The 14,784-nt window shown below is 55.0% G+C and carries 14 protein-coding genes; 9 read left to right on the top strand and 5 right to left on the bottom strand.

Annotated features, from left to right (window positions below):
* Positions 1 to 147: 147 nt before the first annotated feature.
* The 5 genes from SGBXF1_RS20940 to SGBXF1_RS20920 are packed head-to-tail and all read left to right on the top strand — an operon-like array spanning position 148 to position 4,499.
* Positions 148 to 1,917, top strand: a complete 1,770-nt coding sequence (locus SGBXF1_RS20940; RefSeq protein WP_186427496.1) for a class I mannose-6-phosphate isomerase — start codon at positions 148 to 150, stop codon at positions 1,915 to 1,917.
* A gap of 5 nt (positions 1,918 to 1,922) precedes the next feature.
* Positions 1,923 to 2,351, top strand: a complete 429-nt coding sequence (locus SGBXF1_RS20935) for a PTS sugar transporter subunit IIA (RefSeq protein ID WP_037416517.1) — start codon at positions 1,923 to 1,925, stop codon at positions 2,349 to 2,351.
* A gap of 9 nt (positions 2,352 to 2,360) precedes the next feature.
* Entirely contained in the window at positions 2,361 to 2,855 is a 495-nt protein-coding gene (locus SGBXF1_RS20930) for a PTS sugar transporter subunit IIB (RefSeq protein WP_037416520.1), read from the top strand.
* 22 nt (positions 2,856 to 2,877) lie between these two features.
* Complete coding sequence (locus SGBXF1_RS20925) at positions 2,878 to 3,678, top strand: PTS mannose/fructose/sorbose/N-acetylgalactosamine transporter subunit IIC (protein ID WP_037416524.1); 801 nt, start codon at positions 2,878 to 2,880, stop codon at positions 3,676 to 3,678.
* Positions 3,678 to 4,499, top strand: a complete 822-nt coding sequence (locus SGBXF1_RS20920) for a PTS system mannose/fructose/sorbose family transporter subunit IID (protein ID WP_186427495.1) — start codon at positions 3,678 to 3,680, stop codon at positions 4,497 to 4,499. The genes SGBXF1_RS20925 and SGBXF1_RS20920 overlap by 1 nt, the downstream gene beginning before the upstream one ends.
* Positions 4,500 to 4,731: 232 nt before the next feature.
* Here the strand turns inward: SGBXF1_RS20920 and SGBXF1_RS20915 are convergent, their stop codons facing one another.
* From SGBXF1_RS20915 to SGBXF1_RS20900, 4 genes are all read right to left on the bottom strand, one after another.
* Complete coding sequence (locus SGBXF1_RS20915; protein ID WP_186427494.1) at positions 4,732 to 5,514, bottom strand: glucose-6-phosphate isomerase family protein; 783 nt, start codon at positions 5,512 to 5,514, stop codon at positions 4,732 to 4,734.
* On the bottom strand, positions 5,507 to 6,073 hold the full coding sequence (locus tag SGBXF1_RS20910; RefSeq protein ID WP_037416531.1) for a glucose-6-phosphate isomerase family protein: 567 nt from the start codon (positions 6,071 to 6,073) through the stop codon (positions 5,507 to 5,509). The genes SGBXF1_RS20915 and SGBXF1_RS20910 overlap by 8 nt, the downstream gene beginning before the upstream one ends.
* 123 nt (positions 6,074 to 6,196) lie before the next feature.
* The gene (locus SGBXF1_RS20905) at positions 6,197 to 7,357 is read right to left on the bottom strand and encodes a glutathionylspermidine synthase family protein (RefSeq protein ID WP_186427493.1); all 1,161 of its coding nucleotides are present in this window, start codon (positions 7,355 to 7,357) and stop codon (positions 6,197 to 6,199) included.
* 3 nt (positions 7,358 to 7,360) lie between these two features.
* A complete protein-coding gene (locus SGBXF1_RS20900; protein ID WP_037416536.1) occupies positions 7,361 to 8,029 on the bottom strand; it encodes a DUF1190 family protein in 669 nt (222 codons plus the stop codon).
* 354 nt (positions 8,030 to 8,383) lie between these two features.
* On the opposite strand from SGBXF1_RS20900, the gene SGBXF1_RS20895 reads away from it, so the two are divergent.
* Genes SGBXF1_RS20895 through dhaM form a run of 4 tightly spaced genes read left to right on the top strand, consistent with a single transcriptional unit; the run spans position 8,384 to position 12,700 of the window.
* Entirely contained in the window at positions 8,384 to 9,490 is a 1,107-nt protein-coding gene (locus tag SGBXF1_RS20895) for a glycerol dehydrogenase (protein ID WP_186427492.1), read from the top strand.
* A 52-nt stretch (positions 9,491 to 9,542) separates the two neighbouring features.
* On the top strand, positions 9,543 to 10,613 hold the full coding sequence (gene dhaK, locus SGBXF1_RS20890) for a dihydroxyacetone kinase subunit DhaK (protein WP_186427491.1): 1,071 nt from the start codon (positions 9,543 to 9,545) through the stop codon (positions 10,611 to 10,613).
* A 9-nt stretch (positions 10,614 to 10,622) separates the two neighbouring features.
* Positions 10,623 to 11,255, top strand: coding sequence for a dihydroxyacetone kinase subunit DhaL (gene dhaL, locus SGBXF1_RS20885; RefSeq protein ID WP_037416542.1), 633 nt, complete (start codon positions 10,623 to 10,625; stop codon positions 11,253 to 11,255).
* An 11-nt stretch (positions 11,256 to 11,266) separates the two neighbouring features.
* Positions 11,267 to 12,700, top strand: a complete 1,434-nt coding sequence (gene dhaM, locus SGBXF1_RS20880) for a dihydroxyacetone kinase phosphoryl donor subunit DhaM (protein WP_037416546.1) — start codon at positions 11,267 to 11,269, stop codon at positions 12,698 to 12,700.
* A 9-nt stretch (positions 12,701 to 12,709) separates the two neighbouring features.
* Here the strand turns inward: dhaM and dhaR are convergent, their stop codons facing one another.
* Positions 12,710 to 14,656 carry a dihydroxyacetone kinase operon transcriptional regulator DhaR gene (dhaR, locus tag SGBXF1_RS20875; protein WP_186427490.1) on the bottom strand — a complete coding sequence of 649 codons (1,947 nt, stop codon included), beginning with the start codon at positions 14,654 to 14,656 and terminating at the stop codon, positions 12,710 to 12,712.
* Positions 14,657 to 14,784 lie beyond the last annotated feature (128 nt).

Raw genomic sequence — 14,784 nt, 5'->3', positions numbered from 1 at the left:
AAAATAAATCGTGATTAATGTCACGAAAATTCGGTTTTTTACGCGCTTGTTATCGGTTTTATGAGGTTAATCTCGTTAATCAGCCTGTTTGTAATAAGGTTAATCGATTAATCTTTTGCTATGTATTCAGTTCATAGGCAGAACAATATGGCAGAGCAACAGTATAAGGCTACGAGCTACGACAAGTTCCCGGAAGTGACCGTCCAGGGGTATGACGACGCCGCCTGGGAAGGATGGCAGGCTGTGACTGAGGCTGTTAGTCGCAAAGTGGCTGCCCTTGGGTTGCGCAAAACCCTGTTGATCGTGGATTGCTACCATGGGGTGAATCTGGCAGAACTCACTGAGCATTTTATCAATCCTCTGCAACCAGCCTGCAGCATCAACGCCGAGTTGGCCAAATACGATGAACCGCATATTCACGCGATGATTGAGCGCAATCTAACGGATGACCGTGTGTTTGGCGTGCTGTCATGCCATGAAATGCCCGAATTTTTTGATATTGAACGTATACAGCAGTTACGTGGTCAGATTGCGCGCGTCGACAGTGGGCTGGTCGTGGTATATGGGCCGGGCGCCGCGTTAATCGCCGAAGGGGATGTGCTGGTGTATGCCGATATGGCACGCTGGGAAATACAGCAGCGCTTCCGCCGTGGCGAGCTGGGTAACTGGGGCGCGGGCAATGTGGATGAAGATGTATTACGTCGCTACAAGCGGGCATTCTTTGTCGAATGGCGGGTCTTCGATCGCCATAAAACGCCACTGCTTCAGCGTGCGGATTTTGTATTGGACACGAACCAGGCCGGTAAACCGACATTAGTGTCCGGTACGGCATTCCATGCTGGATTACAGCAGGCAACTCAACGCCCATTCCGCGTAGTGCCTTTTTTTGACCCCGGCATCTGGGGCGGCCAGTGGATGAAAAACCAGTTTGATCTCGACCCGACGGCAGCCAACTACGCGTGGTGTTTTGACTGCGTGCCCGAGGAAAACAGCCTGCTAATGCGTTTTGGTGACGTTCGGGTCGAGATCCCCTCACAGGATTTGGTACTGCTGTATCCACAGCCCTTATTGGGCGAAAAGGTACATGCCCGCTTTGGGGCTGAATTCCCCATTCGTTTTGACTTGTTGGACACCGTCGGTGGGCAGAACCTCAGCTTCCAGGTTCACCCGCTGACGGAATACATCCAACAGCACTTTGGTATGCATTATACCCAGGATGAAAGCTATTACATTCTGGCCGCTGAACCGGGAGCTGAAGTGTATCTGGGCATAAAAAATGGCGCAGACCCACAGGCGATGATGGCAGATCTTGCCATAGCCCAAAGAGGTGAAAAGGCATTTGATGATCAGCGTTTTGTTAATCGGTTCCCGGCGCGTAAACACGATCACTTCTTGATCCCTGCGGGTACGGTGCATTGCTCAGGCGCGGGCTCCATGGTGTTGGAAATCAGTGCTACGCCATACATTTTCACGTTCAAATTGTGGGACTGGGGCCGCCTGGGATTAGATGGTCAACCACGCCCTGTGCACCTACGGCACGGCGAGCAGGTGATCAACTGGCACTGTGACACCGACTGGGTAACGAAGCATCTGGTGAACCGTATTGAACCCGTTGCCGAGGGAGAAGGCTGGCAAGAAGAGCGGACCGGTCTGCATGAGCGTGAATTTATCGAAACGCGACGTCACTGGTTTAGCGGGCCGGTACTGCATCATACAGAGGGCCGGGTCAATGTGCTGAACTTGGTTGAAGGCGAAGAGGCGGTGATCGAAAGCCCCGGTGGGTATTTCGCTCCCTTTGTGGTGCATTACGCGGAAACCTTTATCGTACCGGCCGCAGTAGGAGCGTATCGCATTAGCCCTCATGGCCGAAGCTTGGGCAAAACCCTTGGCACGATTAAAGCCTGGGTAAGGGGATAAGTATCATGTTGAAAGTGATTGTGATTTCTCATGGCCCAATGGCTGAAGCACTGATGACCAGTGCGCGTATGGTTTATGGCGAACTTCCAGGAACCAGTTATGTCGGCCTGAGCGAAAGCGCCGGTATTGAGGCTTTTAAACAAGATTTTGCTGCCGAACTGCACCGCGTGAGTGCGGGGGCTGATGGTGTACTGGTGCTGTGCGACATGCTGTGTGGCACGCCTTACAACGTGGCCTGCCGCCATGCTTTTGATCCCGAAATACCCGTGCCAATGGCCGTGGTGACGGGGGTGAATTTCCCGATGTTATTGATGAGCGCCGAATTGCTGGAGGGGAAGGATGTTCAACAGGCGGCACAAGAGCTGGTGGCACAGGGGGGTGAGGCAATAGCCCTTGCTCGTCCGGCGCCAACGGCGCAATTGGACGATTTCTGAGGAAAGAATATGGCCATTTCATTTGTACGTATCGACGACCGGGTTATCCACGGTCAATTGGTAACCCGCTGGGCAAAGGAATTGCCCTGTGACGGCATCGTGGCGATTGATGATGAGGTGGCGGCTGATCCACTGCTGTCATCGGTGATGAAGGGGGCTGTACAGGACACTAAGGTGTGGCTGTTTACCGTGCAGCAAGCGATAGAAAAACTGCCGAAAGTGATCGCCAGCGACAAGCAATATTTTGTGATTGGCAAATCGCCGGTCACGCTGCGTAGGCTGATGGAAGCAGGGATCGATCTCAATAATCGTAACAAGAAGATTAATGTTGGACCGATGTCTGCCCGTAAGGAAACGGTGACTATCGGCCCGAATCAATCGGTGAGTGTCACAGAAGCCGCTGCTTTTGATTTCCTGGCTGAACACGGGCATGCCATCGAATTCCGTTTAGTCCCTGATGCCAGTCATTTCAGTTGGTTGGACGCAAAAAAGAAACTCAAATAAGCCTGAACGGCAGGAGTTAACTATGTGGTTTGAAGCGACGCTTATCGGGATACTTTGCTATCTCGGCGCGCTGAGCAGCCCTTGGCTGCTGGGGTTGACCGGAGGCTGGTATATTCTCAGCCGCCCGTTAGTTTCCGGCATGCTGGTGGGGGCTATTCTCGGCGATGTACAGACCGGCATTATCATCGGTGTTGCGGTACAGGCGGTATATATCGCCATGGTAACGCCGGGTGGTTCGATGCCGGCCGATCTCAACTTTGTGGCGTTCCCGGCAATTGCGCTGGGCATTCTTTCTGGTAAAGGAACCGAGGTGGCAGTCGCGCTGGCGGCGACGATTGGCATCATGGGTACGGTGTTGTTCAACGCCATGATGGTACTCAATTCTTACTGGAATCACCGTGCAGATCTGGCTGTAGAGCGTGGTGATGAACGGGGGATTTACCTCAATAGTGCCATCTGGCCGCAGGTCACTAACTTCTTGCTGCGTTTTGTGCCAACGTTTATCGCTGTCTTTTTTGGAGCGCGTTATATCAACGCCTTTATGGACAGCTTGCCGGCGCTGGTGTTGACCACCATGAACGTAGTGGGTGGTATTCTGCCTGCAGTTGGCATCGCCATACTTCTCAAACAGATCATTAAAAGCTACAGCATGCTGATTTACTTCCTGGTGGGGTTCATTTGCATTGTTTTCCTCAAACTGAATATGGTGGCGCTGGTGATTGTCGGCGCGCTGCTGGCACTGATTCACTACAACTATAAGCCAGAGCCGCAGGTGGTCGCCGCACAGGCCACGCCTCAGGCTGATGATGAGGATGAATTCTGATGGATATGCCAACACCAAAATTGAATAAGCAGGATCTGCGCCGTTGCTGGCGCAGTTGGATGATGTACAACCTGTCATCGATGAGCTTCGAACGCCTGGAATCTTACGGTTTTTGTCTGAGCATGATGCCGGCGCTGAAAAAACTGTATCAGGATAAACAGCAGCGTATTGAAGCCATTCGCCGCCATACCTCGTTTTACAATACCGAGCCACAGCTGGGTGCGATTGTTAACGGCATGGTGATTGGACTGGAAGAAAAGCGCGCCAACGGCGAGCCGATCGACGGGGAAACCATCAACACGCTCAAAGTGGGGCTGATGGGGCCGGTGGCCGGTATTGGCGACTCAATGGTGCCGGGCATGCTGATCCCGATTTTATTGAGTATAGGTATGGCGCTGGCGGCCGGTGGCAGTGTGATTGGCCCACTGTTTTACATCATTGCGTTCAGCCTGATCGTCATTCCTGGTTCCTACTGGCTGTTTATGAAAGGCTACCATATGGGCTCCGGCTCGGTGGAGATGCTGGTCAGTAGCAAGTCCTCACGGCTGCGAGAAGCACTTTCCCTACTGGGAGTGTTCGTCATGGGCGGTGTAGCGGCGAGCTACGTCAAACTGGGGACTGGTCTGGAGTTTGTTACCAAAGACGGGGTGAATATTCATCTGCAGCAAATGCTGGACGGCATTTTCCCTAACCTGATGCCGCTGATAGTAGTGCTGGTGACCTGGTATCTGATGGCTAAACGAGGGCTTTCTCCGGTGAAAGCGATGCTTGGGTTATTAGTGTTGGCAGCGGCAGGGGTGGCCTGCGGCCTGTTCTCATAATACCCGTCGCCTTTCAAGTTGCAGCGTTGTACCTGCACTCAGTTATGTGGCCCGTCCATGGGCCACACCCCTTTGGGGCCGCTGCTAGCAGCGTTCAAATCTGCTCCCGGCAGATTTGTCCCCCCAGTTACTTACTTAAGTAAGCGCCTGGGGATGAGTGAGCTGGGCGCCTAGCTGCAACTCGAAATTCATAGGGTATGAAATTTCCTGTTATTGAGCGAGACAGTGGTCTTTACGGCTCAAATCGTTGCCATTTTTCCGCTACGCTGCCCGGTTTGGAAATGAACTGGAAACGCGCTGGATCGGTTTCAAACTGTAGGTACAAAGGGTCGTCGCTCAGACCGAATTCGTGATATTGGCGTGGTCCGATGGCATGGAGCCTGCCGGATTGATAGCGCGGGTTCTGCTGCCAGATAATATTATTGCCCTGTAACAACGGATACCACGCCAGCCCTTTGTATTCACGAACCGCATCATATTCAAAGCCATATTCACGATCGCACCAGGCAGCGAAGGTCAATGGTTGACTGGGGTCGGCTGAAATTGTGGCGTGCGCCCATCCCGGTGGTACCAGCACCTTTTCACCAGGGCCGGCATGGACGGCAAAACAGCGCCCTGGCTCATGCTCTACGCGTTCTTGCATATAAATGATTGCCTTCCCTTGCCAGATCTCATACAGCTCCGGCGGTGACCAGCCACTGTGCGTGCTGATACGGTGCACATGCCCTTGACTGCGAACGGGTTCCTGACCTAACTGACCTTTGGCATAGGTCACAATACCGAACAGCAACATGCGTTTCTTCAATTCAGCCAAATGCTGCTGTTTGGCGACGTCCATGGCGATGGCATAGACTTGTTCTGGCCCGCAGCAGTCCGGGTCACGTAGCGAGCGACGGATTTGCTCCAATGTCCGAATCTCCGGCAAGGGGCCAATTACCTCATCGCCATAGCAAAACCCCATCGGATGGTCGTTAATGTAGACATCCAGGCCAAATTTAAGCATCGAGTCACTCATATTGTGCCTCCGCTTTCCAACCGGCGCCGTCGGCAAATATGCGTAATTTGAATCCTTGTGGTTGTAGCGCATCGTAGTTGTGGCCAGCGACTGTTGGCCAGACGGCCAATGCAGAGAGCATCTCATCACCGATGTTGATCAGGCGGTGAGCGGTGAAGGAAGGAATATGATGAACGCTGCCGAGCGAAACCTGCTCCAGCGTGCACGCACCGTCCTGGTGCTGCAGCAACAACAAACCCTGACCGCGCAGGCCAAAATAGAATTCCGCTTGTTCGGGGCGCTGATGGAAATGCCCGCGGGTCATAAAGAATTCGTTACCCACGCGGCCAGGTTGCAGGTGAGTGGTACCAACAAACAGTTCGCCTTCTTGCTGGATGGAGGGCAACATTTCTACCTGATATACAGCAAACTCCGCAGGCATAGCGCTCCATGCGACGGGATCGGCGAAGATCCCAGCCAAACTGCCCAGGGTAGTGGATTTGTACTGGATATCAGGCGCGGTAAAACATCCGTTCGCCAGGTTGACCTGCGGTGGAATAATGGACGTCAGTTTCTTCATATCTGGTTGCTCCGCCCGAGGAGAACAGACATATCGAGTATAAAAGGTTAATCGATTAATCACCAGACGGAAGACATAAAAAAGGCGCGATATTGTCGCGCCTGTTACTAATGAATTTGATCGTTAACCGAGAATAATGTGCGGGTAGAAACGGGATAGATCCTGGGTGATCAGTTCGCGGTCTTCACGCAGACCGATACCGCAGGGTTGATCGTCAACCAGCCAGCTGCCGATCAGCGTATAGCTGCCTTCGAACTGTGGTAGCGGGTGGAACTGCTGCACGATCATGCCTTCTTCACCGTAAGGGCCGTCAACGCGTGCAACTTCCTGACCGTTTTGCACGATCTGGATATTGGCGCCTTCGCGTGAGAACAGTGGCTTGGTCACGTAGTGATCGAGCTGTGGGTGCTCGTCTTGTGCAAAGTATGCCGGCAGCAGGTTCGGGTGATCCGGGAACATTTCCCACAACATCGGCAGCAGTGCCTTGTTGGAGATAATGCTTTTCCACGCAGGTTCCAGCCAGCGCACGCCAGCATCTTCAAGCTTGGTGGAAAAGATCTCGCGTAACATGAATTCCCACGGGTAAAGCTTGAACAGATTACCGATGACCTGGTCTTGCAAGTCAGTAAACTGGCCTTTTTCACCCAGACCAATGTCTTCCATAAACAGGAATTCGGTCGGGACTCCAGCTTCCAGCGCACAGTCTTGCAGGTATTGCACGGTACCGCGGTCTTCCTCGCTGTCCTGACAACAAGCCAGATGGAGCAGGCCAAAACCGTGGTGTGCTTTCAGATCGGCGAAACGCTCGATCAGTTTTTCCTGCAGACTGTTGTATTGATCGGACTCTGGGCTGAGGTTGCCGGCGTTGATCTGATCTTCCAGCCACAGCCATTGGAAAAAGGCCGCTTCGTACAGCGAGGTAGGTGTATCGGCGTTGTTCTCCAGCAGTTTGGGCGGGTTAACACCGTCGTAGGCCAGATCAAGACGGGAATACAGTGAAGGCTGGTTGGTACGCCATGAACTACGCACGAAATCCCAGGTGTGTTTCGGGATGCAGAACTTGGCCATCAACACATCACTGTTGATCACTTTTTCTACGACCTGCAGGCACATCTGGTGCAATTCAGCAGTGGCGCTTTCAATTTCTTCAATCTGCGCCAGCGTAAATTGATAATAGGCATCCTCACACCAGTACGGTTCGCCGTACATGGTGTGGAAGCGGAAGCCGAATTCGGTGGCTTTTTCGCGCCAGTCCGGGCGCTCGGTAATCGCAACGCGTTTCATGTATTAGCCGCCCATACTGCGAGAGCTGGAGTTAGAGGTCGCGCTGCTGCGTTGCATGCTGCTTTGCTTGGCTACGGACTCACCAAAGCCACCACGGGTGACGGTATTGGTCACTGCCGGTTTTGGCGCCATTGCGGTTTTCGGTACTGTCATGGTGCGGCCGCCAGCGGTGGCAGGGCCGTAGCTCTTACCGGTCGCGTCAACAAACTTACCGTTGGCTGGGCTGGCGGCGTTTTTGGAGGTGAACAGCGGCTGCTGAGCAAAGCCGGAACCGCCCATCATACGACCCATCATGTAACCTGCCATCAGTGGCATCCAGAAGCTGCCGCTGCTCTGTGATTCGGCGGCCATGCCGGCCTGTGCCGGAGCCGGTGCCTGAGTACACTGAGCTTCACCGAACTCGGCAACACAGTCTTCACGGGTGGCGTATTTCGGCGCAGTTTTTGCGGCTTCTTTCAGGGCGTTGTTATAGGCGGTGGTGCACTGCTCGCTCATGGAAGGGTTGGTGCGCGAACAGTCGTCGGCATTCTGATACATCGAGACCGTTTCATCGCTCTTCTCGCAGCCGGCCAGCATAAAGACTGCGCTGATCGCCAAGGCTACGGGCGCAACACGGTAGTTGCGCCAAGATTTGCGGAACGTCTCTTGGTTGATGTTTTTTGTCCGTTTCATCGTTATTAATCCCATCAGTCGGGCTGTTTTCGCCCTTTCCCAGTAGTGGCCGTAAGAATAGGGGAAAGATGGTCAAAATTAAAGCTGAAACGCCCACAGAATCCACTCTTTACGCAGCTATACGTTAGGCTGTGCGCCAGTTCGCTTTACTGGCTAAAAAAGCCGCGTCAGAGTTCCATTATGAAACGTCATGGGTAAAGTAACGTTCCACTTTGGAACAAAAAAGACGAGAGATCGCAAAGCGTCTGACAGGCTCTATAGTCAGTCCATAACAACGCGGCGGCACAAGGCCCGGCGCACCATCACCTGATATCTGAACGTTACCATCGCCAATTTCCCAAAAAGGATCCGGTTATGTTGAGAATCATCCAGTCTCCAGGCAAGTACATCCAGGGTGCCAACGCATTGGCCGCCGTGGGCGAATACGCTAAAGCCCTTGCCGACCATTATTTTGTGATTGCCGACGACTTCGTGATGAAGCTGGCGGGCGATACCCTGATGGGCAGCTTGCAACACCACGGGGTAAAACATCACGCCTGTGTGTTCAACGGCGAATGCTGCCATAAGGAAATCGACCGGTTAGGCGAAGAGCTGAAGGCTCATGGCTGCCGTGGCGTGATTGGCGTTGGTGGCGGTAAAACGCTGGATACCGCCAAGGCCATCGCGCATTACCAACACCTCCCGGTGGTGTTGATCCCGACGATTGCATCTACCGATGCTCCAACCAGTGCGCTGTCAGTGATTTACACCGAACAGGGGGAATTTGCCGAATACCTGATCTACCCGCGCAACCCTGACATGGTGGTGATGGACAGTGCGATTATTGCCAAGGCGCCGGTGCGACTGCTGGTGGCGGGAATGGGGGATGCGCTTTCGACCTATTTTGAGGCACAGGCTTGTTTCGATGCTCAGGCAACCAGCATGGCGGGCGGCAAGTCAACACTAGCGGCGCTCAGCCTGGCACGGCTGTGCTACGAGACGCTGTTGGCGGAGGGCGTTAAGGCCAAACTGGCAGTCGAGGCCGGCGTGGTGACCGAGGCGGTCGAGCGCATTATTGAAGCCAATACGTATTTGAGTGGCATCGGTTTTGAAAGCAGCGGGTTGGCAGCCGCGCATGCCATCCACAATGGTTTCACCGTGCTGGAAGAGTGCCACCACCTGTATCACGGCGAAAAAGTCGCATTTGGTACGCTGTCGCAGTTAGTGCTGCAAAACAGCAGTATGACGCAGATCGAAACGGTGTTGGATTTCTGCCAACGCCTGGGCTTGCCAATCACGCTGGCGCAGATGGGGGTTAGCGGCGATCCGGCAGAGAAAATCATGGCAGTTGCCGAAGCGAGCTGCGCTGAAGGCGAAACCATCCACAATATGCCGTTCAAGGTCACACCGGCCAGCGTGCAGGCGGCAATCTTGACAGCAGATCGGCTGGGCAGCGCCTGGCTGCAACAACACTCACGCTAATCGCGCAGGGGCGCAGCAGGCTGCGCCTCGTTGCTGACATGAGGAAATAACCGTGAAAAAACTGATCAATAACGTTGAGTCGGTACTGGAAGAGCAACTGCTGGGATTGGCAGAGGCACATCCTGAGTTGTTGGTGCATCAGGAGCCGGTGTTTGTCACCCGTGCTGACGCACCGGTTGCAGGTAAGGTGGCGATCCTGTCCGGTGGTGGCAGTGGTCATGAGCCAATGCACTGTGGTTTTGTCGGCGAGGGCATGCTCGATGGGGCTTGCCCAGGTGAAATTTTCACTTCACCAACGCCGGATAAAATGTACGAATGTGGTCAGGCGATCGACGGCGGTGCCGGGGTGTTGTTGCTGATTAAAAACTACACCGGCGACGTGCTGAACTTTGAAACCGCCGCCGAACTGCTGCATGACAGCGGTACCCAGGTGGCGACGGTGCTGGTAGACGATGATGTCGCGGTTAAAGACAGCCTGTTCACGGCAGGGCGGCGCGGGGTAGCGAATACCGTTTTGATGGAGAAATTGCTCGGTGCTGCTGCGGCACGCGGTGACGATTTGGATACCATCGTAACGTTGGGCCACAGCATCAATAATCACGGACATTCGATCGGTATTGCGCTGGGTGCCTGCACCGTCCCGGCAGCGGGTAAGCCGTCGTTTGTGCTGGCGGAAAACGAGATGGAGTTTGGCGTTGGTATTCATGGCGAGCCGGGCATTGCGCGACGCCCGTTCACCACACTCAATGCGGCGGTGGACGACATGTTCCATACGCTGATCGATCACGGCCACTACCAGCGTACGATTCGCGTTTGGGATCGCCAGCAGGGCGAATGGCGCGATGAAGTACAGTCCAAACAACCGCTGAAACGTGGCGATCGGGTGATCGCACTGGTCAATAACCTGGGCGCGACACCGCTGTCTGAATTGTACGGCGTTTATCACCGCTTGGCCGAGCGGTGCGCGGAAGCGGGAATGATCGTTGAGCGCAGCCTGGTGGGTTCCTACTGTACGTCGCTGGATATGCAAGGGGTCTCCATCACGCTGCTGAAGGTGGATGACGAGTTGTTGTCCTTGTGGGATGCGCCGGTGAAAACACCTGCGTTGCGTTGGGGTTGCTGAGGAGGAATCATGGCGTTAACCAAACAACAGGTAGTCGATTGGCTCATGCGCTGCGGCGAGGTGTTTACTCAGCAGCGTGATTTTTTAACCCGATTGGATACCGAGATCGGCGATGCCGACCATGGTTTAAACATGAACCGTGGCTTCAATAAAGTCGTGGAAAAACTGCCATCGGTGGCAGACAAAGACATTGGTTTTATCCTGAAAAATACCGGCATGACGTTGTTGTCCAGCGTGGGCGGCGCCAGTGGCCCACTGTTTGGCACATTCTTCATTCGGGCGGCGCAGGCGGCAAACGCTAAACAGAGTCTGGATTTGGCGGAGCTGCATCAAATGGTACAGGAAGGCGTTGATGGTGTGGTGATGCGTGGCAAGGCAGAGCCGGGTGATAAAACCATGTGTGACGCCTGGTGGGCAGTCGTGGAAAGCCTCGGCCAGTCAGCTCAACAGCAATTGAGCGTGGCGGAAGCCCTACAGCGTGCCAGCGCGCGGGCAGAACAGGCGGTCGAAAGTACTATCACAATGCAGGCGCGGAAAGGGCGGGCAAGCTACCTGGGTGAGCGCAGTATCGGTCATCAGGATCCGGGGGCGACCTCGGTGATGTTGATGATGAAAACGCTGGCAGAGGTCGCGGGTCAATAGCAGGAGGCGAGATGATCAATATCGTTGTAGTTTCACACAGTGCGCAGTTGGCGCGCGGAGTTGAAGAGCTGTCGTTGCAGATGATGCACGGCGATGGCTGCAAACTGGTGTTGGCAGCGGGTGTCGATGATGCGGATAACCCGATAGGTACTGACGCTGTCAAAGTGATGGAAGCGATCGAGTCAGTGGCCGACGGTGCGGGCATTGTGGTGCTGATGGATTTGGGCAGCGCATTACTGAGCGCTGAAACTGCGATTGATTTGTTGGATCCGGCCTTGGCCGCTAAAGTCAGGTTGTGTTCGGCGCCGCTGGTTGAAGGAACATTGGCGGCTGTGGTAGCCGCTAATGCCGGTGCGGGATTGGAACAGGTGCTGGCCGAGGCGCAGGGGGCATTGCAGGCCAAGCAGGCGCAGTTAGGAGAGGCCGCTGCTTCGGTCACCACAGAGGTTGAAGTACCGTTGATACAGGGAAAACGTGTGAGTTGGACGGTGCAAAACCCGCATGGGTTGCATGCGCGTCCAGCGGCACGATTGGCGGAAGTGCTGGCACCCTTTGATGCTGAACTGGTGTTGGAAAAGCAAGGTCAGTACGCCAACCCGCGTAGTCTTAACCAACTGGCGCTATTACAGGTACGCCATGGTGACACCATCCAGCTGATTGCTGACGGGGCGCAGGCCGAACAGGCACTGGCGGCGTTTAGCGCGTTGGCAGAACAGCACTTTGGCGAAACGGTTTCTGAGCAGAGCCTACCTTCGTTACACGGCATTCCGGTGGCGGAAAGTGTGACAAGCGGCCCGGTGTGGCAGGCGTACAGTTTCTGGCCGACGGTGGTTGAACGCCAGATTGGCGCCGACGACGTGCTCAATGAACAACAGCGGTTACGACAGGCGCTACAGCATACATTGAGCGATCTGAATCGGTTGGCGGAACGTACCGGCTCATTGATTGGTAAACCGCAGGCAGCGATTTTTGGTGCGCATAGCATGCTGCTGGACGATCCGGATTTGCAGCAGGCGGCCTATAGCCGTATTGCCCGTCAGCAATGCAGTGCCGAGCAGGCCTGGCAGCAGGAAATGGACGCAATAGCCGAGGAATACCGTGCGCTTGACGACGACTATATGCGGGCACGTGAGCTGGATGTCCGCGATATGCTGCGCCGTACCCTGAGTCATCTGCAACAGCAGCCATTACCGCCAATTACACTCACTGCTCCGGCAATTTTGGTCATGGATGAACTGATGCCATCTGACGTGGTAATGCTTGATCGTCGTTTAGTGCTTGGCATCTGCCTTAGTGGCGGCAATGCGCTGTCGCACAGCGCCATTCTGGCGAAAGCAATGGGCATGCCGATGGTGGTTGGCATGAACGACTGCATGAGCAAAACCCGTAACGGCCAGAAAGCGATGCTGGATGCAGCACGCGGTGTGCTGCAACTCAGTCACTGAGGGCTACCTTCAGGCGCGAAGCTTAAATTGGCGGATATCAATCTGATACTGTTTGATTTTCCGCCACAGTGTAGTGCGACCGATGCCCAGCAGCTGCGCCATCTCGTTCAATTGCCCACGGCTGATTTTAGCCGCGCGGATAATAGCCTGGCGTTCCATTTCAGCCAGCGTTAACAGCGGCATGCCCGGCTGTGGTTCACTTTCTAACAAGGGTTGGTGGCTGAGCAGGTGCTCAGGTAAGTCCGCTAATTGAAGGTGGTGGCCGTGGCACATCATCGCCGTGCGTTCTACGATGCCTTTCAACTCCAGATCGTTTCCGGGCCATAAATACAGGCCAAGCTGGGCCATGACTTCATCATCTACCCGGAAGCGACACTGGAAGTGCTGTTCCAGCGTGCGCAGATGGTGCTTTACCAGTAGCGGAATGTCGCTCAGGCGTTGGCGCAGCGCGGGGATCTGGATCTCAAACGCCTGTAGACTGTAAAACAGTTGGCGGCGAAAGCGGTTCTGCTGCACCAGCAACGGGAGATTGGCCGCACTGCTGGCGATCACCCGTACATCAACCGGAATTACTCGGTTAGAGTTGAGCCGCATCACCACGCCAGTCTTCAACACCTGCAGCAGTGCCGACTGCATTTCTGCCGGCAGATACTCTATCTGCTCGAGGTACAGCGTGCCGCCATTGGCAAGTTCAAACTTACTAAGCTGGCCCGCTTCTTCTTCGTTGGCATCGCTACCCAACAGCTCGCGAAGCCCTTGCGCTTCTGGCATTAACTGGCAGTTGAGGGCGATATAGGGCCCGGCGGCGCGTTCGCTGGCATTGTGAATGGCCTGACTGAGCAACTCCTTGCCAACACCTTCCTCGCCGCACAGCAGTATGGGATGCTGGCCTTTCGCCGCTTGTTGGCCATAACGAATCAACCGACGCATCTCCAATGAGGCGGACGGCATTTGTTCAAAACTGTGACTGACACGCCCCAATTGGCTGCTGACATACTGGTGCAAGCGCTCAATCGGGTGCAATAGGGCGATAAAGCTACAGCGCTCGCCGTCGAAGATCGGTTTTAGGGTTAATAGCGCGGCGATAAACTGCCGCTGGCTTTCGAAGGTTACTTCAACATGTTGCAGTGGCTGACGCTGGGCGATGGCTCGATTGAGTAGGGCGGGCAGCGTGAGCAGCTGTGTCAGTGGTTTGCCCTGGCTGTGCTGTTCGTCGAGCTTCAGCAGCGTTGCGGCACGCTGATTGATATATTGCAGATAGCCACGATGATCCCAGGCCATAACACCGTCATCAACCCCATCGAGCAGGCCGTAAAGCTGGTTCAGGTGGCGGTTGGATTCTGCCAGCAGGTTGTCGGCGTTGAGTGAATTGCCGATCTCGCGCGCCAGCGCCAGCGTCAGAGAAAGATCGCCGGCGGCACAGTCGGCAAGCAGGCAGCCTAATGCAATCGAGCCGCGTTGACGGCCACTGTTGTCATAGACCGGCGTGGCACAGAATGACCAGTCGTGCAGCGCCGCACGCACATGTTCGCTGCCGCGTACTTGCACCGGGTGCCCCTCGGCTGCCGCCAGGGACGGCGCATTGGTGCCGATGTCGCCCTCGGCCCAGTAGGCTCCTGGGGTAAAACCCAGTTGCTGCAAGCGCTCACGTGTCATGGCATCACCGCACAACCACAGCATGCAGCCACTTTCGTCGAGGATCATCAACAAACAGCGGCGCTGTTCCATGTATTCACAAGCATCTTCCAGCGCCGCCTGTCCGAGCGTTAACAGATCGTTCTTGCGCTGACAGATGGAGTTGAACGTGGCACCGAGCGCGCGGTGCGGCGCTTTCCATACCGCCGGCTGCATCAGGCTGCGGCAGCGCAGCCAGGACGCGTAAATGGCGGTGGCAGGGCGTTGTGCCGCTGTGAGTTCACCGTCTATCAGGCGTTGCCAACGTGAAGTATTATCCATCGGATCCCGTCTATCTTGGGTATAAAGCCATCGCATGATGATACCACCACCGGATGGGGGGCAGGTTGTGAGGCGGCAGGCAGAAGCAGTGACAAAGCAAAAAAAAACGGAGTGCGGCGAATGCCGTA

It is taken from the genome of Serratia grimesii (assembly GCF_900186025.1).
GTDB lineage: Bacteria > Pseudomonadota > Gammaproteobacteria > Enterobacterales > Enterobacteriaceae > Serratia > Serratia grimesii.
Note: the sequence above shows the minus strand (reverse complement) of the source record. Positions and strands in the feature narration are given on the sequence as shown.